22 protein-coding genes and 1 pseudogene are annotated in these 25,707 nt (G+C 69.5%); 9 read left to right on the top strand and 14 right to left on the bottom strand.

Annotated features, from left to right (window positions below):
* Nucleotides 1-44 precede the first annotated feature (44 nt).
* Together ACFYWI_RS29965 and ACFYWI_RS29960 are read left to right on the top strand one after the other, a co-directional pair.
* A complete protein-coding gene (locus ACFYWI_RS29965) occupies nucleotides 45-638 on the top strand; it encodes an NAD(P)H-dependent oxidoreductase (RefSeq protein ID WP_389238489.1) in 594 nt (197 codons plus the stop codon).
* Nucleotides 639-808: 170 nt separating this feature from the next.
* Nucleotides 809-1,597: pseudogene (locus ACFYWI_RS29960) on the top strand (transposase); the annotation flags it as partial.
* Nucleotides 1,598-2,190: 593 nt separating this feature from the next.
* Here the strand turns inward: ACFYWI_RS29960 and ACFYWI_RS29955 are convergent.
* Nucleotides 2,191-2,904, bottom strand: coding sequence for a DUF4232 domain-containing protein (locus ACFYWI_RS29955; RefSeq protein ID WP_389238487.1), 714 nt, complete (start codon nucleotides 2,902-2,904; stop codon nucleotides 2,191-2,193).
* 212 nt (nucleotides 2,905-3,116) lie between these two features.
* Between ACFYWI_RS29955 and ACFYWI_RS29950 the strand changes: the two genes are divergently transcribed.
* Nucleotides 3,117-4,451 carry a helix-turn-helix domain-containing protein gene (locus ACFYWI_RS29950; protein WP_389238485.1) on the top strand — a complete coding sequence of 445 codons (1,335 nt, stop codon included), beginning with the start codon at nucleotides 3,117-3,119 and terminating at the stop codon, nucleotides 4,449-4,451.
* Between the two features lie 450 nt (nucleotides 4,452-4,901).
* Here ACFYWI_RS29950 and ACFYWI_RS29945 read toward each other — a convergent pair whose 3' ends face one another.
* Nucleotides 4,902-5,201 carry a hypothetical protein gene (locus ACFYWI_RS29945; protein ID WP_389238483.1) on the bottom strand — a complete coding sequence of 100 codons (300 nt, stop codon included), beginning with the start codon at nucleotides 5,199-5,201 and terminating at the stop codon, nucleotides 4,902-4,904.
* Between the two features lie 833 nt (nucleotides 5,202-6,034).
* Between ACFYWI_RS29945 and ACFYWI_RS29940 the strand changes: the two genes are divergently transcribed.
* Genes ACFYWI_RS29940 through ACFYWI_RS29925 form a run of 4 tightly spaced genes read left to right on the top strand, consistent with a single transcriptional unit; the run spans nucleotide 6,035 to nucleotide 9,963 of the window.
* On the top strand, nucleotides 6,035-6,478 hold the full coding sequence (locus ACFYWI_RS29940) for a hypothetical protein (RefSeq protein ID WP_389238481.1): 444 nt from the start codon (nucleotides 6,035-6,037) through the stop codon (nucleotides 6,476-6,478).
* Between the two features lie 9 nt (nucleotides 6,479-6,487).
* Nucleotides 6,488-7,705, top strand: a complete 1,218-nt coding sequence (locus ACFYWI_RS29935) for a DUF418 domain-containing protein (RefSeq protein ID WP_389238479.1) — start codon at nucleotides 6,488-6,490, stop codon at nucleotides 7,703-7,705.
* A 40-nt stretch (nucleotides 7,706-7,745) separates the two neighbouring features.
* Nucleotides 7,746-8,324 (top strand): IS607 family transposase, encoded by a 579-nt coding sequence (locus ACFYWI_RS29930; RefSeq protein WP_389238477.1) that lies wholly within the window; start codon nucleotides 7,746-7,748, stop codon nucleotides 8,322-8,324.
* A complete protein-coding gene (locus ACFYWI_RS29925) occupies nucleotides 8,317-9,963 on the top strand; it encodes an IS200/IS605 family accessory protein TnpB-related protein (protein ID WP_389238475.1) in 1,647 nt (548 codons plus the stop codon). The genes ACFYWI_RS29930 and ACFYWI_RS29925 overlap by 8 nt, the downstream gene beginning before the upstream one ends.
* A 7-nt stretch (nucleotides 9,964-9,970) precedes the next feature.
* On the opposite strand, the gene ACFYWI_RS29920 is transcribed toward ACFYWI_RS29925, so the two are convergent.
* Nucleotides 9,971-10,399: a DUF4913 domain-containing protein gene (locus ACFYWI_RS29920; RefSeq protein ID WP_389238473.1), complete on the bottom strand. Its 429-nt coding sequence runs from the start codon at nucleotides 10,397-10,399 to the stop codon at nucleotides 9,971-9,973.
* 435 nt (nucleotides 10,400-10,834) lie between these two features.
* Between ACFYWI_RS29920 and ACFYWI_RS29915 the strand changes: the two genes are divergently transcribed.
* Entirely contained in the window at nucleotides 10,835-11,884 is a 1,050-nt protein-coding gene (locus tag ACFYWI_RS29915; protein ID WP_389238471.1) for an inositol polyphosphate kinase family protein, read from the top strand.
* 254 nt (nucleotides 11,885-12,138) lie between these two features.
* Nucleotides 12,139-12,573: a type II toxin-antitoxin system prevent-host-death family antitoxin gene (locus ACFYWI_RS29910; protein ID WP_389238469.1), complete on the top strand. Its 435-nt coding sequence runs from the start codon at nucleotides 12,139-12,141 to the stop codon at nucleotides 12,571-12,573.
* Between the two features lie 431 nt (nucleotides 12,574-13,004).
* On the opposite strand, the gene ACFYWI_RS29905 is transcribed toward ACFYWI_RS29910, so the two are convergent.
* From ACFYWI_RS29905 to ACFYWI_RS29855, 11 genes are all read right to left on the bottom strand, one after another.
* Nucleotides 13,005-15,164 (bottom strand): permease, encoded by a 2,160-nt coding sequence (locus ACFYWI_RS29905; protein ID WP_389238467.1) that lies wholly within the window; start codon nucleotides 15,162-15,164, stop codon nucleotides 13,005-13,007.
* Entirely contained in the window at nucleotides 15,164-15,847 is a 684-nt protein-coding gene (locus ACFYWI_RS29900) for an ABC transporter ATP-binding protein (protein WP_389238465.1), read from the bottom strand. The genes ACFYWI_RS29905 and ACFYWI_RS29900 overlap by 1 nt, the downstream gene beginning before the upstream one ends.
* 86 nt (nucleotides 15,848-15,933) lie before the next feature.
* Nucleotides 15,934-16,281 carry a hypothetical protein gene (locus ACFYWI_RS29895; protein ID WP_389238463.1) on the bottom strand — a complete coding sequence of 116 codons (348 nt, stop codon included), beginning with the start codon at nucleotides 16,279-16,281 and terminating at the stop codon, nucleotides 15,934-15,936.
* A gap of 553 nt (nucleotides 16,282-16,834) precedes the next feature.
* Complete coding sequence (locus tag ACFYWI_RS29890; protein WP_389238461.1) at nucleotides 16,835-18,634, bottom strand: type IV secretory system conjugative DNA transfer family protein; 1,800 nt, start codon at nucleotides 18,632-18,634, stop codon at nucleotides 16,835-16,837.
* Nucleotides 18,622-20,157, bottom strand: a complete 1,536-nt coding sequence (locus ACFYWI_RS29885) for an ATP/GTP-binding protein (RefSeq protein ID WP_389238562.1) — start codon at nucleotides 20,155-20,157, stop codon at nucleotides 18,622-18,624. The genes ACFYWI_RS29890 and ACFYWI_RS29885 overlap by 13 nt, the downstream gene beginning before the upstream one ends.
* A 290-nt stretch (nucleotides 20,158-20,447) precedes the next feature.
* Nucleotides 20,448-21,941 carry an SCO6880 family protein gene (locus ACFYWI_RS29880; protein WP_389238459.1) on the bottom strand — a complete coding sequence of 498 codons (1,494 nt, stop codon included), beginning with the start codon at nucleotides 21,939-21,941 and terminating at the stop codon, nucleotides 20,448-20,450.
* 180 nt (nucleotides 21,942-22,121) lie between these two features.
* The gene (locus tag ACFYWI_RS29875) at nucleotides 22,122-23,339 is read right to left on the bottom strand and encodes a hypothetical protein (RefSeq protein WP_389238457.1); all 1,218 of its coding nucleotides are present in this window, start codon (nucleotides 23,337-23,339) and stop codon (nucleotides 22,122-22,124) included.
* Between the two features lies 1 nt (nucleotide 23,340).
* Nucleotides 23,341-24,105 (bottom strand): hypothetical protein, encoded by a 765-nt coding sequence (locus ACFYWI_RS29870; protein ID WP_389238455.1) that lies wholly within the window; start codon nucleotides 24,103-24,105, stop codon nucleotides 23,341-23,343.
* Between the two features lie 18 nt (nucleotides 24,106-24,123).
* Entirely contained in the window at nucleotides 24,124-24,420 is a 297-nt protein-coding gene (locus tag ACFYWI_RS29865; protein WP_389238559.1) for a hypothetical protein, read from the bottom strand.
* 200 nt (nucleotides 24,421-24,620) lie between these two features.
* A complete protein-coding gene (locus ACFYWI_RS29860) occupies nucleotides 24,621-24,896 on the bottom strand; it encodes a hypothetical protein (protein ID WP_389238453.1) in 276 nt (91 codons plus the stop codon).
* Entirely contained in the window at nucleotides 24,893-25,618 is a 726-nt protein-coding gene (locus ACFYWI_RS29855) for a DUF6668 family protein (protein ID WP_389238451.1), read from the bottom strand. The genes ACFYWI_RS29860 and ACFYWI_RS29855 overlap by 4 nt, the downstream gene beginning before the upstream one ends.
* Between the last annotated feature and the right edge of the window lie 89 nt (nucleotides 25,619-25,707).

The following is a 25,707-nucleotide window of genomic DNA, read 5'->3' as shown; positions in this document are numbered from 1 at the left end:
GATCGGGGGCCGACGACGGCTCGTGACGACTGGGGGACGACCAAATGCGTATAGGGGTGTACCTCGCACACCCGAGGCCGGGGAGCTTCAACCACGCTGTGTTCGATGCCGTGGTGGAGGAGTTGCGCGGGCGAGGGTGCCAGACAATCGCCCATGACCTCTGCGCTGAAGGATTCGCACCGCTGCTGTCCGCCGATGAGACGGGCACGGTCCAGTCGGCGCAATGCGCCCACGACGCGCAGGTGGCGCTGCACCGGACAGAGGTGGCCACCCTTGATGCCATGGTGTTCGTCCACCCGAACTGGTGGGGTATGCCACCCGCTGTCCTTACGGGCTGGGTGCAGCGTGTACTCGCACCCGGCGTCGCCTACAAACTGGGTACCGCGCAGGGGGAGCCCGCGGGACTCCTCAAGGCCGGGAGGGCCCTCGTCCTGAACACCTCCGACACTCCCGCCGACCGTGAAGAGAGCGAGTTCGGCGATCCACTGCAAAGGATCTGGTCGGCGTGCGTCCTGCCGTACGTAGGAGTTACCGACGTACGCCGCGTCGTCTTCCGTACGGTCACCGATTCCAGCGATGAAGTACGCGCGGCCTGGCTGGACCAGGCACGCCGGCAAGCCGCCGCGCTGTTGGCGTGAACCGTGGCGTGCGCAGCCTTGGGCGAAGGCGTCGCTGATCCGGGTGGTCCCCGGGCGTTCCCAGTTCGGGAACCCCTGGGGACGAAGCCTTCGGCCGCTGTTGTGCCTGTGTATCACCCTAGGCCGGTTTGAGCGTGTCGTTGACCTGCTCGATACGGCTCTCCGGACTCGGCTTCGAAGCGATCCGGGATGCCGCCGCCACCGGCGCCGACCTGCTGTGGCGGGTGCAGGCCGGGCGCCTGCTGCCGGTCATCCACCCGCTGCCGGACGGCACCCACCTGACCCTGATCGCAGACCGCCGCTCCGACGACCGGCTGGCCAAGTGGCTGCACCGCGGCCGCATCACCCCGCTGCCTGACCGGCTGACCGCGATCACCATGCGCGTGATCAGCTACGAGGTCACCGTCACCAATTCCGACGGCACCTCCCGCACCAGCACCGTGCGCCTGGTCACCACCCTGCTCGACCCGAACAAGCACCCGGCCTGCGAGCTCGCCACCCACTATCACCAGCGCTGGGAGATCGAGACCGCCCACTACGGGCTGAAAGTGACCCTGCGCGGAGCCGACCGTGTCCTGCGTTCACACACCGTCGAGGGTGTCGAGCAGGAGCTTTACGCGCTGCTGGCCGTCTTCCAGGTCACCCGCATGGCCATCACCCACGCAGCCACCGCCGCCGGCATCGACCCGGACAGACCGTCCTTCACCATCGCCCTGCGAACCGCCCGCCACACCGTGATCACAGCCGACGCCACCGGGTCGGCCCGCCCGGCCGCCCAGACCAGCATCATCCGCGAAGGCCCCAACCGTGACTACTACTTGAAGTAGCGATCCGAGGGCTGCAAACACGTCCAAGCCGTCATCGCCCTCGCCCGCCGACGCGTCACCGTCCTCTGGGCCCTACTCCGAGACAGTCGCCGCTTCACCACAGCCCCACCGACGGCTGCCGCGGCAGCTTGACCGGGTCATCAAGACTCCACCGACCTATGCGCAAACTTGAGCCCGCCTGATGACGAAGACGAAGGGGACACGATCGAACTGGACTCCGCTTCGCCGATGGCGATTGAACGGGTTCCGCGCAGCTGATCCTGCCAGGTGGTCCTTGCGGAGTTCTGCACGGAGAGACCCCGTGCCAGAACCGTGCCAGATCGTGCGGGGAACCACGGGGAACACCGGACAACAAGTCGACGACCAACCATGTGGCCGTTACGCTCCGCCCCAGGCCAGCAGGGCAACGGTTCCCGAATCACCTCAGCTTCCCAAGCTGAGAGCGCACTCTCCTACTGGTCGGCCGCATTGGCACGGAGCAGCGAGCTCAAAGGTACCCAGTCGGTGATGGGTGCGGGTTCTTGGAGTCGCCCCCTGCCGGAAGTCCCGGCCGCGACCTCGACCAGGACGCACTGACTACCTGAGAACACCCAGTAGCGACCCTCGTGACCCGGCACCGGCAACACCGCATCGATCTTGCGGGTGAACGCGGGCAGACCGCCGAAGTGCCTTCGTCGCGGCCGTGGCCCTGGCCTTTCGAACCGTGGCGTCAGTGAGCCGGTGCATCACCAGGCCAGGGCCTCGGCCATGGTCGACTGCCAGTACGAGACTCCGATCGAGTCGTCGACGTACAAGCCCTTCGCGGGGAGTGACGGGTGGGCGGCGACGCTCGCGCCCTTGTCGAAGTGGACCGTGAGGGACTTGGCCGTGTAGCCGTTGGAGCCGCTGCCGTCCGCGGTCGAGACAAGGACGCTCGCATAGCCCGACTCGCCAGGGGCCAGCGTGACCACCGCCTGCGGCTTGGAGCCCTCGAAGGCCGGCGGGACGGACTGGGCCTCGTCGAATTTGACCGCCGGATAGCCGGTGAGGTCGCAGTTCTTCGAGCCGGTGTTGGTGACGGTGAGGAGAAGGTGGTTCAGGGGGCGGGAGACCTCCGTGGCGGTCGTCCGGGTGAAGGCGCTGGAGCAGGGGGTCGAGGCGGATGCCGAGTCCTTGGAGCCCGTGGAACCCGACGAGCCCGTGGAACCCGTTGTGCCGCTCGAACCGGCCGCGCCGCCTGTCGAGCCCTCGGAGGTCCGGCCCGCCAGGTCGGTCCGTCCCGCCCCGGTGGAGGTTCCGCCGCTCGCCTTGGGAGAGGGCGTGGTGGAGGACGTGGACGCGGATCCTGCCGATGCCCCCTCGTCGTGGACGCCCTCTCCGCTGTTGCATGCCGTCAACGTCAGCGTGGCGGCCGTGAGCGCGGCGGCGACGAGCATGCGGCGGTGGGTGCGTGTGGACATGTGAATCCCCCTGATGCGGTACGGGTGTTGGCATGGGCCGCTCGACCGGGTGCCGGGAGCGGCGTGCTTGGATGGCCCAAGCTTGTGCGGTGATCCGTCCCGACCGCCACGACTGCCGGGGTATCCGGGACGCTGGAACGCCTACGACGGCTCTGACCTGGGGGAATGACCTCCCCCTGGAACGGGGGTCCGGGACGTGGGCAGAGGGAGGAATGGTGGCGGGGGACGAGTTCTCGGAGCTGTTGGGCCGGTTGAAGGAGCGATCCGGGCTCAGTTACGGGGTGCTCGGGAAGCGGCTGCACACGAGTGCGTCCACGCTTCACCGGTACGTCAACGGGGACGCCGTACCGACGGACTACGCGCCCGTGGAACGGTTCGCGCGGGTGTGCAAGGCGACGCCCGAGGAACTGGTGGAACTGCATCGGCGGTGGGTTCTCGCGGATGCCCGGCGGGGGCAGAAGGCGGGCGGGGCCCCTGCGGAGGAAGAACCGCGGGCGCGGACAACGGCGGAGGCCGGGACCGGGGCAGCGGAGGCCGGTACGGGGTCCGGGACGGCGGGGTCCGAAGCGGCCGCCGAGGGCGTTCCGGAGGTCGAGCGGCGGCCCCTGACGGAGGCTCCCGTGGCGCGGCGGCATACCTTCGTCCTCGCCGGGGCCGCCGTGGCCGCCGCCCTCGTGTCGGCCGCGCTCGTGGTGAATCTTGTGCCCGGCGAGGGCGATGCCGACCAGGGCGGGAAGCAGTCCGTGGGGACTGCCTCCCAGTCCGTCGACTCCGTCGACGAAAGCCCCGGCGCCTCCGAGTCGGCCGACGCGAAGGGCAGGTCGGCCTCGCCGTCCGCCTCGCGCAGCGGCAGTCCCACGGCTCCCGCATCCGTCTCCGCCTCCCGGAGCGGTGGGGCCGGGGCGGCCCAGGGCGGCGGTGCCGAGGACGGGGCCACCGCGCCCATCGTCGCCGTCAATCCGTACAAGTGGGAAGACCCGTGCGGCCCGCACTACCTGGTCGACCGGAAGCCCGAGCAGGTGCCTCCGCCGCCGACTGAGCCGGACGCGCGCGGGTGGGTCACCGCGCTCGGCGGGGTCACCGGCGGGCAGCAGATGCTCGCGCTGACCGTGCAGGGCACCGGGAAAGCCACCGTCGTCCTGGATGACCTGCATGTGCGCGTGGTGGAGAAGAGCGCGCCGCTCGCTTGGAACGACTTCGAGATGGGCGTCGGGTGCGGTGGCGGCGTAGAAACGACGGCGTTCGGGGTGGACCTCGATGCCGGACGGCCCACGATCTCCCCCAAGGCCGGTCAACGCGACTTCCCGTACAAGGTGAGTGAGTCCGATCCCGAGGTCTTCTACATCTTCGCGGACGTGCGGGCGCACAAGGTGAGTTGGCACCTGGAGCTGGACTGGTCCAGCGGTGACCAGCAGGGCACCTTACGCATCGACGACAACGGCAAGCCCTTCCGCACGAGCGGGAACGTGGGACGGCCCGCGTACACCTATCCGCTCGGTTCCTCCGAGTGGGGGCGGGACGAGTGGAACCCCGACATTCCCGGTTGAGCGCCCGGCAGGCACGGGGACTTCGAGTGCATCGCCGCCGTCACCGGCCAGGCGCTGCCGTGGCACGGCCAGAAGTTGGCAAATGAGCCAGGGCCGGGCGCCGGGTGTCCTGAAAGAAGCGTGACAGCCGATCCCGTAGCAGTGCGCACTTCGCCGGACGGCCGGTGCTCTCGCGAAGCTCCCCGGAGTCGAGCATCCGAACCAGCCTGGCCAAGCGCAGAGCCCCTCATGCGCGTCCGCTGCCCGCTCTTCTTCGAATCCGTGCCCATAGCGTGCCCGTAAGAACGGCCAACCACGGTCAACAGCGGTGCGACCAGGCCCGCGCAACGGCGCCAGGCCCCCAGGTCAGAGCCCCGGGGGTGCTTTGTTGTCTGGACCAGTGGGCGGGGTCTGGCACACCAGCCGAACCACTTGTGTTCTGCGGCGTCAGAAACGGCGTTTGCCCTGTCCCTATGCTGCACCGCTGACGCCGGCGGCAATGAAGCGCCGGTGGAGCGGACTGAAGCCGGTCTCGGGTGTACCGGTGATGCCGGCCTTCTGGATCGCGGGTGCGAGCCGTTCGGTGAAGAAGGTCTCGAATGCCTGCTGGGATTCCCACACATCGGTCACGTGGAACCCCTGGGCATCAAACCAGGCCACGTGCACCTGGCCACCGGCCGCCGGGATCTCCTCCCAACCGACCGCATCCCGCACCGTGTCGTACTGCTCTGGCGTGACCCCTGCCCAATGCATCGACATCACCACAGCCATGTCCAGCCCCCTTGCTGCTCGTAGTGGTAAACGCGGTTCTCGGACCAACATCCACTCGCCGCCGCACACACCTCCACGACGGCCAGTGGCGTCCCCCTGCCGGTACCAGCATTGAGATCGTTCCACCCCGCGGGCCTTGCCTGACAGAGCGCGTGGAGGCGTACCGGCGCCTGCGGAAAGCCTCGTACGCTCGTTACGCAGTGCACCGAGGCGAGTGCGCTGACGCCGGACCAGAACGATGCCACCTGAAGCTGAGTCCACCGGCCGTCTCAGTTTCCGTCTCATTCACTGCCGTTCGGAGCTGTTCACGACCCTTCGGCGACGCTGATCGGAGCCAGGATGGGACCCGCATGTACGCAGGTGAACCGTCCTGTGCGCGGCCCTCCGCCCCACCAACACAGTTGGAAAGCATGTTGGGGTTCGGCGCTCGCGTGTGCTTTGCGCCGGCTACTCAGCGAGCTCCCGCGCTGTCTACGCGCCCGGTCCACGCGCACGACGAGGCCCGAAATCCGGCCCTCCGGTGGATGCGCGGCAACGAAGGCTGCGGGGGCATCCCCTTGGGCCTCTAAGCAGCAGTCAGCGCCGTGACTACGCTGAACAGGATCACACGAAGGCAGGGACGTCGCGGCCGTTGGTGCACCCGGGGCAGGGTCCGGTGCCGCCGGTTGCGGGCAACGTTGCAGCGCGACGGCCCCCGCAGAGTGTGCAGCGCCGCCCTGATGGCTGCATGCCGGCGAGTGCCGAGGCCGGGGTTGAACTGTTTCACGACCGATCCCGTGGTGGGTGCCGACAGAGGCCGTACGGCCCCCGGCAGTCCGAGACATGGAGGCGTCGTGAGCGTCCTGAACGATCGAGCGGACCGAATCGACCGGCTGGGGAAGGCCGGCCTGTTCCTGTGGCTGATGACTCTGACGGCCCTGACCGCGCTGGCCCTCACCGCCGTCTGGCTGGGCGGCAGCCTGGGTGTCGCGCTGGTCGGCGACGGCTGGAACCCGCCGCCGTTCTCCCTGGGCTCCCTGACCGCCCTGGTCGGCGGCGGGACGGAGGCACTGTGGCCGGGGACCCCGACGGGTGCGGTAGTCGCAGGCATATCCGCTCTGGCGGGTCTCCTGTTCGCGGTGGCCGCCCTGTGCTTCTTCGTTGTGGACGGGGCTCTCGCTGCCATCGCCACTCGCAGGTCCGCGAACACCGGTTCCGCTCAAGTGGGGGAGCACACCCGCCCACCGGTGCCCGTCCGTGGCTCCGACGCCCGGTCCGCGTCCCCCCTCGCCTCCTGAGCAACGCGTATGTCCACTCCCCCTTGTCCCGATGCCGCCGCAACGCCGGCCCGGATCGGCGACATCGACGTACTGCGCGGCTTCGCCCTGCTCGGCATCCTGCTCGTCAACGCGCAGATCATGGCGGGCCCGTACTCCGGTCTCGGCGGTGGCCCGGACGCCTCGGCCATCGACCATGGTGTCGCCTGGGCGGTGACCGTGCTGGTCTCCACCAAGTTCTATCTCCTCTTCTCGTTCCTCTTCGGCTACAGCTTCACCCTCCAGCAGCGTTCGGCGGAACGCGCGAGAGCCGCCTTCGCACCGCGCCACCTTCGGCGCTCGGCCGTACTGTTCCTGCTCGGCCTCGCCCACGCCGTACTGCTGTACCCGGGCGACATCCTGATGACGTACGCGGCCCTCGGACTCGTGCTGTTCGCGTTCCGCACGGCGCTGCCCAGGACCTTGCTGCGGGTCGCGGCCGGCCTTCTCGGCGCGGTCGCCGTTCTGCTCCTCACCTACGGCCTGCTTGTCATCTCCGCGACCGAGACAGTCCGGCCCGAGGATCTCGCGGCCGTCGCATCCGAGTCCGTGGCAGGGTACCGAGGCGGTCCCGGCTCGGTGGTCATGGCGAATGTGCGGCTGCTGCCCCACGCGCTCGCCGGGAATCTGCTCTTCGCCGCCGACCTGCTGGCGGCCTTCCTCACCGGCCTGGCCGCGGGCAAGTGGCGGGCGCTGGGCGACCCGGACCGCGACCGCGCACGGATGAAGCGGATCATCCGCCGCGGGCTGCCCATCGGGCTCGCCGGCGGGGTGTTCATGGCGGTGTGCTCCAACGGCCCGCTGGACAACCGCTGGTTCTACGTCGGCAGGGCGGCCGGGGTCCTCACCGGGCCCGCCCTCACCGCCGCGTACGCCTGCGGTCTGCTGCTGCTCGTACGGACCCGCGCGGGCCGCCGGATCAGCGACGTGCTCGCGCCCGCCGGGCGGATGTCGCTCACCAACTACCTCACGCAGTCCCTCGTGTTGGCGCTGGTCTTCACGGGCTACGGCCTCGGTCTGTACGACCGCGTCGGCACCGCAGTCGTACTGGCGGGCTGTCTCGTCCTGTACGCCGCCCAACTGGCCCTCAGCGCCCTGCTGCTGCGCCACATCCGATGCGGGCCCGTGGAGTTCCTGCTGCGCGGCGCCACCCGGGGCGGCCTCCCGCGGACCCGCAGGAGTGAGGGGCTGTCAATTGAGTGTCCGTGAGTGTCCATTGCAGGTCATGAGTAGCGTATGATCTTGTCTTGTGAACCTGACGGAATGGGCGCGAGCGCAGGGCATTGCACCCCGCACGGCGTACCGCTGGTTCCGTGAGGGCACGTTGCCGGTCCCTGCGGAGCGAGTAGGGCCGCGCACGATCCTGGTCAACGTCGACGCGAACACCTCACTGTCCATCACGGGTGGTGTGGGTCTATATGCCCGCGTCTCCTCGCATGACCAAAAGCAGGATCTTGAGCGTCAGGTCGCCCGGCTGTCTCAGTGGGCCGCCAAGGCCGGACACACTGTGGTCCGGGTCGAGTCGGAGATCGCCTCGGGCATGAACGGGGGCCGCCCGAAGGCGCGTCGGCTGCTCGCCGATCCGAAGGTGACAACCGTGGTGGTTGAGCACCGGGACCGCCTCGGCCGGATGAACACCGAACTCGTTGAGGCTGCTCTCGAAGCTGCTGGTCGTCGCCTCGTCGTCCTTGACGACGGCGAAGTCGAAGACGACCTCGTGCGGGACATGGTTGAGGTCCTGACCTCATTCTGTGCCCGCCTGTACGGCCGCCGCTCGGCGAAGAACCGCGCCAAGAAGGCGTTGGAAGCGGCGGCTGCTGGTGACTGAGCTGAAGAAGAAGCTCCGCGAGATAGCTCCGCCGTTCGTCTCGTTGGGTCCGTCCGGTGTGGCGATACGCGACCGGCTCAAGGACCTGACCGCCGAGGATGACAAGGTGTTGCGTCTCGTCGGCGGGCACTTGGGAACGCTGGCGTCTCGCGATCTCAAGGCACGGTGTGCAGACAGTACTGATCATTCCACGGACACGTGGGCGGGCCGTAAGCAGGGCCTGACCGCCGAGTCCTCCTCACGGTGGGCTGGCACCATCACCAAGGCCACGCATGACCAGTGGGCGTTGTCGCGTCGCTGCCAGCTCGCGCATATTCACAACCTTGAGGCCGGCGTCCGTACGCTGATGCACCGGCTGTCCCAGCCGATCGGGGAGAAGGGCACCAAGCGGGCACCGGGCGGATACCGCTCCAAGGGAGAGTGGTTCCACAAATCCCGTCGCCTGCACACGCTGGAACACCGGCTCGACGTAGCCCGCACCGACCGTGAGGCCGGGCGCGTCCACGTCGTTCGCGGCGGCCGACGCCTGCTCAACACCCGGCACAATCTCCAAGCCGCGCAGCTCACCGAGGAGCAGTGGCGCAAGCGCTGGGAGGCCGAACGCTGGTTCCTCGCCGCTGACGGCGAGTCGGGGAAGCGGTACGGGAACGAGACGATCCGCCTCACCCCGGACGGCGAGATCAGTATCAAGCTGCCCACGCCGCTGGCGCACCTGGCGAACACGAAGCATGGGCGGTACGTCCTTACCTCCCGCGTCGCGTTCGCGCACCGGGGCCAGGAGTGGTCCGACCGCATCAGCGTGAACCGGGCCGTGGCCTACCGCATCCACTACGACATTGTCCGTGGGCGCTGGTACCTCACCGCGTCCTGGCAGCGTCCGGTGGTCAAGACCATCCCACTGACTACCGCACGAGCCCACGGCGTGGTCGGCGTGGACACCAACGCCGGCCACTTCGCCGCCTACCGTCTCGATACCCACGGCAACCCGGCCGGCGAACCTGAACAGTTCTTCTACGACCTGTCCGGCACCGCCCAGCATCGGGACGCGCAGATCCGGCACGCCATCACCCGCCTGCTGCACTGGGCGAAGCGCGTCGGTGTCGCCGCCATCGCGATTGAGGATCTGGACTTCACTGCGGAGAAGACCCGCGAGAAGCACGGACGGCGCAAGCAGTTCCGGCAGCTCATCTCCGGTATCCCGACCGGAAAGCTCAAGGCCCGGTTGGTGTCGATGGCCGCCGAGATGGGCCTGTCGATCGTGACCGTAGACTCGGCCTACACCTCGGTGTGGGGAGACCAGCACTGGCGCAAGCCGCTGGCCACCCCGCGCCGAAAGCTGTCCCGTCACGATGCCGCGAGCATCGCGATCGGACGACGCGCCCTCGGGCACCCGATCCGGCGACGGACGACACCGCCCCGCTACGACCAGAGCGATCGTCGCGGGCATCGGACCGTCCAGGCCGAACCTGGTACCCCAGGACGTGAGGAAACCCGCCGCCCCGTCACGGAGCATGCACGCGATGCATGTACCCGAACGGGGACTGAACAGAGAACGCGGGCGACCAGCGCATCCAAAACCGTTCGGGATGCGCGCAGTGCCGGGCTGTGGGTCCAAGACTCACTCCTGATCACTGACTAGGAACGGTTCAGCTGCCGTACGCGTCCGTCTGGGGTGCTTCCTTGGCGCGGTGCACCCCCGGCTTGCAACCCGCGAACGGCCCGGTGGGATCCCGCAGGGCGGACATGACATGCATGAGATAGTCCCGGTGCCAGACGGCGGGACCGGTCGGTCCAGCCCCCGGGTCGGTGAGCTCCTGCCAGGCCATCCACAGGCCGTACAACTGGGCCACGGCCTCCTGGTGTTCCCACCACCGGGGGCACCACGGTGCCCCCGATGTGGCCTCCCTGCCGTAGACCGGGATCAGCAGATGGCGCACCCACAGCGTCAGGCTGCGCAGCGCCCGCTCGTGCTCGGTTCCGTGCAGATAGAGGATGAACTGCGGCTCCTGCTGCTGGAGCGCTGCTGCCGGCTCGGATTTTCCCGTCGGCTCGATGGTCTCGGCGGCGCTGGTCATGCGGGTCCGCTCCCGTCCTGTCGGCTACTTCTGGTCGGCGTACTGCTGGTCGGTACCGGTACTACGGGACCGGGACGACCGGGGTTCAGCGCGCGCACGAGGCCGTTACGCACAGACCGGTGAACGGAACCGGTCCGGCCTCCGTGGTGGGGCACGGACAACGGCCAGTAGCGCCCTCCGGGTCTCACACCACCCCTCCCCCGGAACGAGCACCCAGTCCTCCCCGCCCCTCGCTGCGGCGACGACCCCGCCCCGGAATCCCAGACCCGGCAGCCCGCACTCCAGGTAGGCCTGTGCCCTCACATGGAAAGGGGCTCGGACGTGGTCCGGGCCCCGTCCGGGCCGTTGAACCCGCAGGACACCGAACACGTTGTGGTCAGCGGCGATGAACCCCCTCAACCGTAGGGGTTCACGCATCACACGGGAGGCGCAGCCATGGCCACACCAGCGGGCGACAACCAGCAAGCAGCGGTGAATCAAGGAGGGCACGGTGCCATCCGGCCGATCGGCGACGGGAGCATTCTCGCGAAGAACGCCCCGCAGGGATCCATCGAGAACGAGTTCTACGCAAGGATTCGGCAGGGCCGCTACCCGCACCTGACACCCGTCGTACCCGCCTCATACACGGCGGATCAGGTGAGGTATCGGCAGCCGCAGGTCACCGAGCCCCTGGACGACCGGACCCATGTGTACTTCGAGAACATCGCCCAGGGGGATGTGAAGAAGCTCGACACGAAGGTCGGCGACAAGACGTCGAGTCGCCGGGAACTGATGGAGCAGCACGACATGAGCAGGACGGGGGCCGCGCTGAAGGAGATCAAACTCTCGATCGCCGACCTGGCCACCGGAAGCAGCCAGCGCGGATGGCGCGTCGTCGGCGGAACCGACGCGCCCGAGAGCCGACTGCGCGCGGGCATGAACTCCCAGGACATCCTGCGGAGTTTCTCGGAGGATCCCCAGGTGTGGGATCAGCTGATCGGCAAGATGGAGGCGATCAGGGCTGCCGCTCAGCAGACCGACATCGGATTCATCGCGTCAAGTGTCTTCTCGGTTCACGGGAATCACAACGGCAACGAGGTCGTGGAGGCCAAGCTCATCGACTTCGCTCATGTCATCGATGCCGACAGGCCCCTCACACAGACGGCGGACCTGGCCGCGGCCGACGGTCGGCAGAACAGTCCCGAGCAGAGCACGAGCACGCCAGAGACGGGGAACGGCGCGGGCCCGACGACTACGGCCCAGGGGTCCTCGCAGACTGTCAACTGGACCGAGATGAAGGACAAGTACAGGAGCAAGTTCCTCGAGGGCATGGGCAATCTCATCGCAGACGCGAAAGCGGTGCGGGAGGAGAAACGGCAGGCGACTGTGGCCGGTGCGGCGAACATGCGGGTCTCGGCGGCCACCGCCACTGCCGGCAGCTCCGCACAGCCCACAGCTGTCCCGGCCGTCAGTACTTCGAGTCAGCAGGTCCTACCGCGCAGGTGAGCCGGCACGGGCCGACCGGACGAACGGCCGCGCAGAAGGGGGCCAGGCAAGCACGGGACGCTGTTGGTCGATTCGGGCCCTGTTGCTTCGCCCCGCCGACTTGTTGATGCCGTTGGTCAATTCGGGGCCCGGCGTGACGTCGGCCTTCACGACCTGAATTGTGGTCATGAAGGCCGACGTTGTCCTGTGCTGTGCGCGAACCCGTGTCGACTGGGCGACGCGCCCGGGCCCGGCGGTCGGTAGCGTCGACGTCCATGAACAGTGTTGAACTCACGGACGGTGTCGAGGACTTCGGTCGCATGGTCGCTCTCGTGGAGGAGACCGGCGAGCGTGTGACCCTGACCGAGGACGGCCGGCCGGCGAGCGTGCTGCTCCCGGCGGCTGAGCTGGCCGAGTTGGAGCACTGGGCGCAGCGGGCATACGGCGCCCTGATACCCCTGCCGGACACGGCCGAGGAACGGCCGCCCGGCCCGGCGCAGCACGGCCCGTACACGCGGTACGTGCACGCGGACGGCGAGCGTATGACGTTCACCCGCGGCCGGGTGGTGGTGGCCGAGTTGCGCCGTGCCGGGTGGCTTGAGTGGCTGGAGGACTGGGCGCGCAACGGGCGGCAGGGGTATATGGACCCGAAGCAGTCGGAGGCGTTCGCCGAGTTCCTCGCCCGCCAACCCCCGGTCGGCGAGCAGTAAAGGACTGGTTCGATCGGGGTAGCCTGCCGGGTGCGAGCGTCCGCGGGGTGAGGGTAGAGACCACGGTTCCCCGCCGGTTGAGCAGATGCCGTTGATTGATTCGAGGCCCTTGCTGCTTCGCTCCGTCAGAGATGGGCCGCCCTCAGAGAACCCCGTAACCGCCTGACCCGCCCCCGCACGACAGGACGCCCGCACCATCGCCGGTGAGCGCGGGCGTCCTAACGGCCAGGGCGGGGCAGTCCTCGAACATGCCGCCGTCGACCGTCGCGGTGAGGATGCCGGGCAGACCCGGAAATCCGTCCCGGCCCCGGTCAGCGCGGCCACGGTCCGGGCCGCATCGTCTGGCCCACCGGAAAGCGAGTGCGTGACACGCACTCGATCTGCACCCTTGTGGTCTCCTCCGCGAGTGTCGGCTGTGGGGATGCTTTCGTTCAGTCGGCTGCCGGCCGCCACTGGTCGGCCTCTCGTGCTGCTGCGCGGGCGCCGAGGAACCCGACGGCCAGGGAGACTGCGGCGCACGCCGCGATGCCGGCTGCCAGAATCGTCCAGGACACGGAGCCCTCCTGTACCAGGGCGATGAAGAACACCGAGTGCCAGGCGGTCACGGCTCCAGCGACAACGGTGGAGATGAGCAGGGGGACGGTCAGGTGCCATGAGGTCACGGACCGGAACACACGGCGGTGGCCGGTCAGGACGGAGAGCGGGGCGAGAGCGTGGCGGATCCGGACGAACTCGGCCGCCGCGCTCACCGCACCGGCCACGAGAATGAAGAGGATGCCGGTGACGCCGAACAGCTGGATCCAGTTCGGCAGGCGGGAACCCGAGGACCCCAGCCAGTTCCCGCCCAGTGCCTCGACCTGCACCGCAGGATTGGGAAGCGTGTACGCGGCTTGCTTTACCGCGGCAAGCTGCCCCGGTGCGGGGGTCACGACGAGGAGGGATTGTGTGCCGTCCGGCTTCACAGTGATCCGGGGGACTTGTGTGAACCTGAGGTTGCCGTACCAGCGGCCCATCTCTTCCACCTGAGCACTGCTTCCCGCCGCTGTCCTCGTGTCGCCGCGACAGGCCACGCGCAGCGTGCGCAGGTCGCGGCAGGATCCTGCGATCGTCACCCACGGATCTCTGGACGGCCCCGGATCGTGGAAGGTGCGGGTCAGCAGAACCGACCCGGCCGGAAGGGACGAGCGGAGCCGGTCTGTCTGTGACGCGGTCATGCTGCTGGTGGCCAACTCGATCACAGTGTCCTTGATCCGCTGGTGTGTGGCGACGGCTGCGTGCGATTGCTCTCCGAGCCGGCTGGTCCACACCTGCATCTGGGCGACGATCCCGATGCCGATCACCATGGCCAGAGCGAGGCGCACGATGACGCCGGGATGCGCGTGCGTCCACCGTCCGCCGATCATGCGGCCCGCATGCCCCCTACGCTTCCCGTTGTCGGCGAGCCAGGCGCCCAGGTGGCGGGTGAGAAGAGCCACGACGGAGGACAGAAAGGCCCACATCACGACGGTCCCGCACGTGAACACGACAAGCTGCGCCCTCCGGGGCACGTACTGGCTCGTCAGGACCAGTGCGACGCCGACACCACAGACCAAAAGGCGCCATGCGGGAACACGGGACGTGAAGGAGGCGGGGCGGGTGGACGTGCCGTCCCGGTGAATGCGGTGCGTGCCCACCACGATGCTCAGCACGGCCAGCAGGGATACAGCTGCCGATGCGGCGGCGGTGGGCCATGCGGCCCACACGTCACGGTGGTCGAGGATGTATCCGGTGGGCGAGAGGCGGATGTCCCGTACGGAGGCAACGGCATACGGGAGGAGCGCGGCGAGGGTTCCCAGCGTGGCGGGGATCGCGGCTTCACCGATGTTGACGATCATCCGGTGCCGCCATGTCCCGCCCAGGGCTTGCAGCAGACTGCTGCGCCGGTCACGGGTGCGGGAGCCGACCCGCGCGGCGACCACGGTCAGGGCGAGCGCGGGCAGCCCGGTCAGGGCCCACAGGGCGAGGACGGGGGAATTCACAGGCCGCTGATCGGCCATCTCCCCCGTCGCACCGCCGCCGCTTCCGAAGACGGACACATGCATCCACCTGGGATCGTCCTTCGGTGGTGTATGCGCCACCCGGACATATGCGATCCGTTCGGAGGGAGTGACCAGACCATCGGTGGTGATGGTTCCGGCGAACGTTCCGTACCGTGTCTGGATCCCTTCTCCGCCTCCGGTCCTGACCAGTTCGGGAGAGAGCAGGACCTCGCCCGGCTCGGGCCAGCGGGTCACACCGGCGGGAACTGGAGCCTCGGGAGTGAGCGGGTGGACGAACACGACGGATACGGGCCTGGTGCCGACGGAGTCGGCTCCCTCCCGGTACAGCAGTGCGGCATCCTTGCTGTCGGTGATCACCGGTCCTCTGGCGTCCGCTCTGGTCTCGCGGCCGTGATAGGTGGCGACGGTGGCCACGGTCGCCAGCGTGACGAAGGCGACGGCGGCTGCGGCGCCGAACAGGCCCCACCAGCGCAGGCGGTCGCCGGGAGTGGAGCGGCCCGCGGCGAGGCCGATCCTGATCAGTTTGCCCGCGGTGCGGATGCTTTCCTTCATCAGACGGCGCCTGCTTCGGCCAGGATCCCGCCTTGGAGCTCGTGGCGGCGGTCGGCCCGACCGGCCACCGTCAGGTCGTGCGTGACCAACAGCAGTGCGCAGCCCCGGTCACGGGCGGTCGTGAAGAGCAGACGGGCGACTTCTTCCTTGGCGTCGGGGTCGAGGGCGCCGGTGGGCTCGTCGGCGAGGAGGACGTCAGGCTCGGTGATCAGGGCGCGGGCGACGGCAGTCCGCTGGCGCTCGCCGCCGGAGAGCATGCCGGTGGGGGTGGAGCCGACGGGGACGCCGAGCTCGTCGAGGAGTTCTTCCGCACGCCGGTAGGCGTCCTGGTGGCGGCCTCCGTCGAGCAGGACCGGCAGGGCGACGTTCTCCACCGGGCTGAGTTCGGGAAGGAGTTCACCGAACTGGAACACCATGCCCAGAGTCTCCCGCCGTACCTGCGCGAGCTGCGCGGATGCGAGTCCGGTGATCTCCCGGCCCCCGGCGGTGATGGTGCCTGCCTGCGGTTTGATCAGACCGAGGATGCACATGAGCAGCGTCGACTTGCCGGACCCGCTAGGGCCGGTCACTGCGACCGCCTCGCCGGGGGACACGGACAGTTCCACGCCGTCAAGGAGAGTCCGTCCCTCGATCTGGTAGCACAGGCCGCTCACACGGAGCCCGGACGAATCACTTTGTTTCACAGAATCTGGCCTCTTGTCTCAGAAAAGGGAACGCCGCACCAGCCCGCGACGGGCTGGTGCGGCAAAAGCAGCCGCGGAGAGCCGGCTTACGGGATGACCCAGCCCGAGCAGTCGTCCGGCGAACCGTAGTTTTCGTCGCACGCCTTGAACTTGTAGATTCTGGACCCGTCGCCGGAGTAGGCCTTGGTTCGCGGGCCGCTGTGGTTCCACAGGGTCCGCTTCGTCTCCGAGCTGTCCACCCGGTAGTACTCGGCCTTCACCGGGTCCCCGTCACTGCTGTTGTCCTGGACGGCTATCTTCCCGCTGTCGCCGCCGTCAGCCGGAGACCAGGCATGGGCGCCGCCACCGTAGGCATCAGCGGCAACGGCCGTGGCCGTGGGCACCGCGAGTGCCACGGTGAGCAGCGTGGCAGCGACTAACTTCGTCCTCGTCATTCGTGTGTACTCCTTCAGCTGGTGACGTTGAGGACACACCAGTGAAGCGTCAGCCACGGGGCCTGTGGCCGCCGGTTGGTGCGTAACTCTGCTCTGGTGCATCCTGGCTAAGGCCCCCTGCGGGACGCGGTGATTAATGGCACAAGTGAGGTACGTGGAGCAAGAGTTGGCTTTGGATCGTATCCCGGCCGTCCTGGACCGATCCTGGCCCTTGTCTCGTTGCATCATGCGCAATTCTGCTGCATATGCTGCGAGTTATCCGTGACTGGCCTGCGAAGGGGAGAGGCGGACCGCCGAATTCATTCCGGATATGCTCGACCGGAAATCGCCCTTCGGAACCATGGACTCCGTACTGGTCAGCGAGGCCGCCTCGCATATGAACCGCTTCGCTGAAGAAGCCCCGAGACATACACGGCAGGCAGGGAGCCGGACGCGCCGACGGCGACCGGGCCGATGCTGACCTGGACTCCTTCTCCGCGTCCTTGATCAGCGGCCTTGAGTACGTCGACGATGCAGGGGTCAAGCGCGTCGTCACCCGCCCCCGCGCCCCCGCTCAGGCCGACTCCACCGGGAGGCCCGCCTCCTTCGTCAGGGTCACCTTCGACCACGCCTGCGCGGCCCGTTCGGTGATCGCCTCCACCTCCGCCTTCGCAGCCGCCGAAATGGGGCCCGCGTTCGGCTCCTTGTACCAGGGGCGCAGTCGTATCAGCGCGGGCCGTACACCGGTGGCGAGCAGGAGCGCCGTGCCCTTCGGAAGCGCCCGTATCCGGTCGGGCGGCAGCACCTGCTCCTGGCGGTAGGAGACGGAGCGGGAGGAGCCGTCCTTGCTCTTGGAGACGCTGACGGTACTCACATCGTGCTGGCCGACCAGTTTGGAGATCTTCTCCACGAAGTCGGCGTCGTCCAGCCCCGCGCCCAGCAGTTTGACGGTGGCCGCGCTCCACAGCGCGTCCATGCCGGCATCGCCCCAGACGCGCGCTCCCTGCCGGTAACTCTGGAGCAGGGTGACAACGTTGATGCCCCGAGAGCCGAAGTGGCTGTAGAGGTCGGGCAGATCGGAGATACGGCAGACGTTCGCGGCCTCGTCGAGTACCGCCGTCATCGGGGGGTCCAGTCGGCCACCCATTCGCTCGGCGGCGACCACTCCCGCCCGCATCGCGGCGTCGGCGATGCCCGCGATCACCCCGGCCGCCGAGCCGCCCCCGTCCTTGGACAGCAGGTACAGCGTGTCGCGGCCGAGCACATGCTGTTCCGGCCGGAACTGCGGAAGGTCGGGGTCGCGGGTCACCCAGGCAAGGATCTCCGGGTCCAGCAGGCAGGCCACGCACTGCCGGGCAGTCTCGTAGATGCCGTCACGGGTCTCCACCGCACCGCGCACGGTGCCCTGCAACTGCTCGGCCATCGCCGTCATCCCGGCCTCGCGCAGCAGGTCGACCGGCGACCGGTCGGCCGGGTCGGCGAGCCATCCCAGCAGGTCGGTCACCGAGGCCCTGCCGCGTGCCGCGGCGAGGAAGAGCGCGGTGAGCGTGTTCTGCGCGGCCGAGATCCAGAAGTCCTTCTGCGACGCGTCGTCGTTGACGGAGGCCACGAAGTGCCCGGCCAGTCTGCGGGCGCCTTCGATGGTGACGCACTCGGCGAGCATGTCCCACCACATTCCGCGCGGGGTGTGGGCTATGCCCTGGGGGTCGAACGTCCACACCGTGCCGACCTTGGCCCGTTCGGCGCGGGTGACGGCGTACACATCGGACTTGTTGGAGGTCAGAAGCACCGCCCCGCGGGCCCGCAGCACCCGGGGGACGGCGATACCGGTGGACTTTCCGGCGCGTGGCGCCATGAGGTCCAGCTCCACATCCTCGTAGGAGGAACGCAGTTCGGGCCCGGACGGCTCAAGATCGCCGAGGAGATTGCCCGTCTCGTCCGGGTGCAGTTCTTCGATGCCCTTGAGCGAAGGGCGCAGTTCACGGGCTCGGGCGGCGATACCCTTGGGTGCCATGGCCGCCAGTTCCCGCTTGCCGGCCAGGCCTTTGGGACGGGAGCGAGCCGCTCCTACCCTCATCACGGCCAGGGCGAACAGCACGGCGATCACGGCGAACAGAGCCACCACTCCCCCGTACACCCCGTACGGGGAGGCGCGCGGCCACACTCGGTCCGGGCCGTCCGTCACCAGGGAGGCGAAGGTCGACAGGGCGAAGGGCGGCGGATTCCAGCCCGCACCCGTCGCGGCCGCGCCCAGGGTGCCGCCCAGCCAGGTCACGCCGAAGAGCACCAGATTCACGGCGGCGACGGCCACGATCGCCCATGGGGCGAGATCGCTGCCCTGCAGACCGCCGGGCTTCCCGTTCACGCGGTCCACCTGCTCGACGGATCGGACAGGTCCACGGCGGGACGGGACAGGTCCATGGCTGGGCCGAGGTCTTCGAGAGCGGGGCCAGGACCGGGACCTGCGGCGACCGCGGCTGCCTCGGCCGCGGCCCGCTCGGCCGCCCGCTCCTCGGCGTATCCGTTGGAGGTCCAGCGGGTGTTGGTGTCGTGCAGTCCCCGTTCCGTGTCGGTGATGGCGACCTTGATCGGGATACCGGGCCGCCCGCCGACCTTGATCAGGAACCGGCCCCGCCCCGGCGGCTCCTCGTTCGCCCCGGTGCTCGCCCAGCCGGGCGGCGAGGACCAGGACGAGACCAGCTCGATCTCCCGCCGGGACAGGCCCACGATTTTGCCGAGGTCCTCCATCTCGGCCCGCGGCAGGCCCGCGCACACCACCATGCCCGCCCGCTCGACGAATCCCCGGGCCTTGGCCCGGTCCGCATCGGTGCCCAGTGCCTCGGCGTCCTTCAGGGTGTGGGTGATCTTCGCATCGCCCAGGCCGAGGGAGCGGTTGAGTCGGGTCAGGGCGTCGATACGGTCGACGATGCCGGAGGCGGCGCGCAGCGGACGCCACAGCTCGTCGAGGACGGTGAAGAACCAGCGCCGGGGCGCGAGTCCGGCGTCCGCCAGGGCGTGCGAGGCCGCCACCGTACCGAGACCGTCCGACCAGGCGGCGAGCATCGCGGCTGCCGTCAGCTGGGTGTCTGCCTCGCCGATGCGGGAAATGTCGATGCACACGGCAGGGGCATCGGGATTGATGCGGGTCGAGGTCTCCGAGGCGAAGGTGCCGCCCAGTGGCCCGTCCAGGATGCCCAACAGCGAGCGGTGCAGCGGATCGACCGCGTCGCGGTACCGGGTGTCGTCACCGCGGTCCAGGGTGACCGCGCGCACCCGGTCGGGCCCCTCATCGAGGACCCTGAGGAGGTCGGGCAGGAGCAGGGTGCGGCCCTGCGGAGTGCGTTCGCGCAGATGGTGCAGACACGCGGAGAGGACCGACTGCTCGTGGTCGTCCATCGGCCGCCCGCGCACGATCGTGATCAGCGCGGCCACCATGTTGAGCACGCGTCCGTGGGTCTCGGCGATCAGCATCTGGCCGGCCTCGCCGCCGATCCGTGCGGCGGCGGCTCCCATCGCGCCCGGGTCGAGGACGTTGATGCCGCCCATGCCGCGCCCGATGGAGATCACCTGGCCGCCCAGGGCCCTTACGGTGTCCGCGTAGTCCGGCTTGAGGTCGCCCAGCACCAGCGGCACCACACCCGTGGCGGACAGCCCGATGAGCATCCGGTTGACCAGGGTCGACTTCCCCAGGCCTGGCATGCCCAGCATGAAAAGGGACGGGTTGGAGATGTACCGGGCCCGGGTGAACCACGACAGCGGGTCGCCGCACACGGTCGCCCCGGTGAACAGGTGCTGCCCGAGCGGCACGCCGGTCATGGGCGCCCCGGAACCGGCCGCGAACGGCCACAGGCCACACGCCTGCACGGTGGTGGCGCGCCACATGGTCGGCGGATCCATGTAGCCGACCCGGCCGCCGCCGGGGCCGGCCCAGCCGCGCGGGGGCACGGAGGGTTCACGGGCCGGTCGGGCGGAGCCGTCCTTGTCCCCGCCCCTGCCGTCCTTCCTCCTCGCCCTTCCCGCCTCCTTCCTGGCTTGCTTCCCGGTCTTCTTCCGGCTCCTCTTCCTGGTGTCGTCCTGCGTGTTCGCATCCGTGACGGTGATGCCGCTCAGAGCGGTGGTGGCTCCGGACGCCCCCGGCGCCCAGCCCGCGCCGAGGTCAAGGACGCGCTCCTGGGAAAGGTTCCCGCTCACAGCGCCTCCTGGAGCTCGTGCGGGACCAGCGTCTGCTCCCAGGGAAGAATTCCGGTGGGCAGGGTGCAGCTGAACGCCGCGGCCTGCATCCGGTCTGCCGGGCGCATCGAAATGCGCGAGGTGGCCAGGAGGTTGCGTACGGTCACGCTCGCGTCGCCGAGCTGGTCGGCGGAGTCGACGGTGACAGTGAGCATCAGCGAGAACTCGACGAGACCTGCGCCCGACGCCTCCTCCGCGGCTGTCTGCTCGGCCGCCCGCACCTCGGATGCCGCACGGGCCTGCACCATCCCGCGCCCGGAGGTGGCCATGAACTGGGCGCTGCGGCGATCCGCCTCGACAATGCGCGCCGAGGTCGCGGGGTCGATGGGCCGGTAGAGCAGAGCGACCCGCTTGCGGCGGGTCCCCGGGGCGGCCTCGAGCATGCCGCGCATCACGTTGGAGCGCACCGTGCCGCGCGGGGCGAGAGTGAGCATCCAGCTGCGGGATACCCCGGAGTCGTGCTGGTACGCGTCGACCGTCTCGACGCAGGCGGCCGGTCCCGCGTCCTCCCACTCCAGTCCGGTGCCGCCGTGCTGGGCCCGCGCGGTGAGGACGTCCGCCGCGACGGCCGGGTCGTAGGCCACTCGTACGACCTCGGCGATCCGTTCCGCGGACAACGGGTACGCCGAGCCTCCGCCGGCCCCGACCAGTCCGCTGAGAAGCCCCGGAATACGGATCGCCAGGTCGGTGACCACGTCCTCGTGCTTGCGCTTCTGGCCGGGCGGGATGCCGTAGGTGAGGGTGATGTAGGTGTGCATCTCGGAGGAGGCGGACGGGTATCGCTGGACGACTTCCTCCATCACCGCGCGCGCGGCGGGCGGGGCGTCCGGCGAGATCCGGGGCAGCACTTCGGTGGCCAGCCGGGTACCCGGGTCGGGGGCGGTCTCGACGATGACGGCCGCGCCGCGCAGCCCCGGCTCGTGGGACAGCCGGGCCAGCCACTCGCCCCACATCGCCACCCATACGTCCACCTGGTCGGGATCCACCAGGGAGCCACCGTCCGGTTCGCAGCCGAGAACGACCGTGTAGAGGTTGCGGTTGCGGTGGTGCAGCACGCCGAAGGGACGGTCGTACGCGTCCCGGCCTTCACTGACGGTCACCCGGTTCAGCAGACCGGGGGGCCGGAACCGGCCGCCGGGGCGCTGTGACAGCGGACCGGAGACATAGACGTGCGCGCCTTTGGACTTACGGCGCATCCAGCCGATGCGCAGGGCGATCAACTGGTAGAGGTTGCGCCCGTCCTGGGTCCGCAGAGTCAGTGGGGTGAGTACGACGACGAGCGGGACGAGGACCACGAGGGCGGCGACCAGCGAGACCAGCGACGCGAGCAGCACCAGGACCAGCCCGCCGAACACTCCGAAGGTGCCGATCAGACCGAGCGGGCCGAGCCCTGGCCTCCTGGGCCGGCGCCAGTTCCCGTAGGTGGGATGCGTGACGGCTTCCGTAGCCATGGTTCTGCTTCCTTCCTTGTCTGCTGCGTTGTCTGTTTCGTTCGCGGAGTAGCTGCCGGATCGTCCGACGGCGGGTCTGCGGCAAGGTGCCAGGCAGACGGAGGGGGCCGGGCCGGGGGCAGGACCCTGGAGGCGCCCCGCCCTCCCGCCCGGTGGCAGTGCGCGCCGGCGCAGCCGCCGCTACCTGTTGTGGCCCGCGTTCCCGTCGGCTCCGTCCAAGGCGCCCGACGCCACCTGCCCCACTCCCTGGGCGACGCCGATCGCCGCGCCCAGCGCCGCACCGGCGGGACCCGCGGCGGCCGCCGCCGCTCCCGCACCACCGGCGCCGCCCCCTGTCGCACCGGCGCCGGCAGCACCTCCTGTCGCACCGCCTTGTTGACCGGCCGCGCCGGTACCGCCCGCGGCGCCCGAACCGCCGGAGGACCCGGAGGATCCCGAACCGCCCGAAGCACCTGAAGCACCCGAAGGCCCGGGGCTTCCCGCGGATCCGCCCTGGCCGGCTGGGGAAGAGCCGGTGCCGAGCGATTTGGCCCCAGAGGCCACGGCGCCGCCCATGGTCGCCATTCCCTTGCCCACGGCGCCGCCGCCGCCGAGCGCCGCGGTCGCGGGCACGACCAGCTTGAGCAGCGCGGGCAGGGCGACGGCCGACAGAAGCATCACGCCGATACCGGCGATCCGTTCGTGGATGTTGTTGTCGGGACCGTCCGAGATCATCGCCGAGCCGGCGTACATGACCAGGCCGGCCGCGGGTTTGTAGAGCAGCCAGGCGATCATCCAGCCGATGTGCTTGCGCCACCAGCCGTTGCCCCAGTCCGTCATGGACGCCGCTGCGGCCATCGGCAGCGTCCCCAGGAGAACGATCATCACTCCGAGGCGGATGTAGAGCAGGATGGTGTGCAGGATCGCGGCGATGAGCAGCAGGAAGGCGAGGACGAGCAGCAGGAACGCCTCGATGCCGCTGCCGTCCTGGCATTCGACGCTGCTGGTCAGCTGCTCGTAGGCACCCTTCTTGAAGAGGTAGTCGGCGTACCGGTCGGAGAGGCTCGCGAGAAGAGTCACCACCGTGGTCGCGGCGCCTGCGACCAGGATCACCCGGAGCAGGCCCTTGAGCGCGGTCGCCCCCGCCTCCCCGCGCCGTTCGAGAGCCATCCGGATCGCGGCGAAGATCAGCGAGCCGACCGCCGTGTAGACGACGACCCACTGTGTCTGGTTGTCGACCTCTTGCGAGGTGGTCGTCGAGAGCGTGGGGATCTCGGTGGTCAGCTCGCCGAAGACCGCGATCGCACCCGCGAGCACCGCGTTGGCGATGCCCTCGACGATGGTGCCGATCGGGTTGCCGAGGAAGGCGAAGAAGCCTTTGAAGGCGTCGACGAGCGGGTTCCCGGTAGGACAGGCCATGTCACACCTTCCACATGGTGAATCCGGCGTTCCCCGACACGGTCGTCATCGACGTGTAGAGGGCGCCGCTCGACCTGGCCTGCACCTTCCAGTCACCGCCGTCCCACTTCACGGCGACGAAGGTCGATCCGTAGCCGCCCGAACCGTTCTTGATGAGGAGTTGCACCGTGGCGGCGTCCTGGGAGTACGAGGTCACCGCGAAACCCGCGTAGGAGCCGACGGCACTCCCGTTGCGAGCCGACTCCGGGACGGTGGACCGCTGTGCCACGAAAATGTCCCGCCCGGGACTGGCCACCAGCTGCTGCTCGGTGACGGTGCGCCAGTCGCTGCCGCTCATGTGTGTGGGAATGATGTGTGCGGCCATCACCGCGCCCATGGGTGTGTGGGCGAAGCACCACATGACCGGCCCGCTGAACCGGAGCGGGCCCGCCGAGGCCGACACGGGAACCCTCGCGATGTTGAGCGGCCGCCACTCGACGTCGCCGGGTGACGCCGTCGGCTTCGCTTTGTTGCTGTCGTCGGTCCGGCAGCCGTCCGGCCGGCCGTCGCCGCGCTGCCCCTCACCGCCCTTCTCGGCAGCGGGGGACAGCGGACCCTTCTTTCCGGCGGCCGCGTCCGGGCCCGCCGGCCCGTCGTCGCCCGTCGTCAGCCAGGTGACTGCCGCCATGACGAGGGCGACGGCGAGAAAGGCCGCGGACAGGACCCATCCCTGCTGCTTCCAGAACGGTGACTCCGCCCCGGCATTCCTCCGATTACGTCCGAACACGATGTCCGACCTCTCTGGTCAGGCGAAGACGAAGGAGACCAGCGGGCCCGCGGTGGCGACCAGCACACAGCCGGCCAGCACCATCCCGAGGCGGCCCATGTGCTCGGAACTCTCGCCGCGCTTCAGGGAGATGGCCATCATGGCGCCAGTGATCAGGACGCCCGCGACACCTGCGGCGGTGCCTGCCCAGGCGGCTATGCCGAGCACCGTGTCCACCTTCTGCGTGAGCTCGCCCGGCGCCCCTCGCCCGGGATTGGGGACCGGGGCGGGCCCGGGGGGCACTGCGGCGGCCTGGAACAGGTGAGGCGTGAGCATCTTCATGGGAATCTCCTGCGAAGTCGTGCGCCACTGACGCGTGGCCGAGGAAAGGGAGAGGAAGAAAAGGTGCCCGGAACGTCGGGGAGCCCCGCGCGGTCCGGAAGGTCCAAGAGGCCGGAAGAACGGTGCGGGCGGTACGGAACCGGATGGGTCCCGGGAGGCTGGCCCTGGAAGTTCCGGTGGGCCCGGCAGTGCCCTCAGAGCGTGAGGGGGCCGAGGAAGCTCACGATCGGGCCCGCGGTGCTGGCCAGGACGCATGCGACCATGACGAAGAAGAGCCCCCGGAAGTGTTCTCCGCCCTCGCCCGGGTCACCGCGGCGGAGTTGGAGCGCCATCATCATGCCCACCGTGATCACTCCGCCGACTCCCGCCGCCGAGGAGCACCAGGCGAGGATGCCGAGCAGCTGATCCGCTTCCGCGCCGGGCTGGAAGGTCGCGGCGAGCGTTCCGGCCGTGGGGACCGGGTTCGTCACCGTGGCTCACCGGCCTCGGCGGGCCGGGTCCCGGCCAGGACGCCCAGACGGAATACCTCCTTGGGCAGGTTTTTCGTCTGCTTGCCCATCCGCCAGGACGGAATCCACGGGACGCGTCGCACCGGTGCCACGGAGCGCAGTACCCGGACGCGGCGCGCGAGCGCGAAAGGGAGGCGGCCGGGCGCGTCGGCGACAAGCACCAGGGCCACCAGCTCCATGCCGGCGGGGTGCCGCCCCTCACGAAGGGCGTCCAGTGCCCTGGACGCCGCCCGCATCCCGTCGGCGTGCGTCCGCGCCACCAGCATCACCCGGGCCGGCTCGCCCAGGGACGCGTCGGGCCACCGGCACCCGATGTCGGTGCCGCCGAGCACCTTCGCGAGGGCGCTGGCGCCGGCGCCGCCGTGCGCCCCGACCCAGCCGATCCCTTGGCCGGCCAGCGCCCGTTGCCGGGTCCGGCCCGGGCGCCGCGGCTGTCTCGGCTGCTGCCGGGGGTCGGGGTGGCCGCCCCGGCCGGCGTCCCGCGGCTCCTCGGTGGAAACGGGCCGCATCATCACCGTGGGCCGGTCCAGGACTTCCGGCTGCGCCGCGTAGGGATCCCGTTCCGGGACTTGATGCGGTGGGCCTGTCGGCGCGGGAGCGGTCTGCTCCCCGGCGGGCTGCTGGGCGGTCGGTCCCCGCACCCACGTCTGCGGCCCGGTGGGCGCCGCTGGGGGAACGCTCATGCGCGTCCCACCCCCTCTCTTCACTATCGAAACATCCCTCTTTGAACCGGTTCACTTCCAGGCCCGTTGCGTTCTTCGAGTCCGTCGGG

It is taken from the genome of Streptomyces sp. NPDC002889 (assembly GCF_042888425.1).
Lineage (GTDB): Bacteria > Actinomycetota > Actinomycetes > Streptomycetales > Streptomycetaceae > Streptomyces.
Note: the sequence above shows the minus strand (reverse complement) of the source record. Positions and strands in the feature narration are given on the sequence as shown.

Bases quoted from the DNA above. Each gene is read 5' to 3' on its own strand.
- ACFYWI_RS29945 (WP_389238483.1), bottom strand. From the start codon at position 5,201: ATGGCTGTGGTGATGTCGATGCATTGGGCAGGGGTCACGCCAGAGCAG.
- ACFYWI_RS29905 (WP_389238467.1), bottom strand. From the start codon at position 15,164: ATGAAGGAAAGCATCCGCACCGCGGGCAAACTGATCAGGATCGGCCTC.
- ACFYWI_RS29950 (WP_389238485.1), top strand. From the start codon at position 3,117: ATGGTGGCGGGGGACGAGTTCTCGGAGCTGTTGGGCCGGTTGAAGGAG.
- ACFYWI_RS29965 (WP_389238489.1), top strand. From the start codon at position 45: ATGCGTATAGGGGTGTACCTCGCACACCCGAGGCCGGGGAGCTTCAAC.
- ACFYWI_RS29865 (WP_389238559.1), bottom strand. From the start codon at position 24,420: ATGCTCACGCCTCACCTGTTCCAGGCCGCCGCAGTGCCCCCCGGGCCC.
- ACFYWI_RS29875 (WP_389238457.1), bottom strand. From the start codon at position 23,339: ATGGCCTGTCCTACCGGGAACCCGCTCGTCGACGCCTTCAAAGGCTTC.
- ACFYWI_RS29920 (WP_389238473.1), bottom strand. From the start codon at position 10,399: ATGACCAGCGCCGCCGAGACCATCGAGCCGACGGGAAAATCCGAGCCG.
- ACFYWI_RS29855 (WP_389238451.1), bottom strand. From the start codon at position 25,618: ATGAGCGTTCCCCCAGCGGCGCCCACCGGGCCGCAGACGTGGGTGCGG.
- ACFYWI_RS29910 (WP_389238469.1), top strand. From the start codon at position 12,139: ATGAACAGTGTTGAACTCACGGACGGTGTCGAGGACTTCGGTCGCATG.
- ACFYWI_RS29935 (WP_389238479.1), top strand. From the start codon at position 6,488: ATGTCCACTCCCCCTTGTCCCGATGCCGCCGCAACGCCGGCCCGGATC.
- ACFYWI_RS29955 (WP_389238487.1), bottom strand. From the start codon at position 2,904: ATGTCCACACGCACCCACCGCCGCATGCTCGTCGCCGCCGCGCTCACG.
- ACFYWI_RS29885 (WP_389238562.1), bottom strand. From the start codon at position 20,157: ATGGATCCGCCGACCATGTGGCGCGCCACCACCGTGCAGGCGTGTGGC.
- ACFYWI_RS29895 (WP_389238463.1), bottom strand. From the start codon at position 16,281: ATGACGAGGACGAAGTTAGTCGCTGCCACGCTGCTCACCGTGGCACTC.
- ACFYWI_RS29915 (WP_389238471.1), top strand. From the start codon at position 10,835: ATGGCCACACCAGCGGGCGACAACCAGCAAGCAGCGGTGAATCAAGGA.
- ACFYWI_RS29880 (WP_389238459.1), bottom strand. From the start codon at position 21,941: ATGGCTACGGAAGCCGTCACGCATCCCACCTACGGGAACTGGCGCCGG.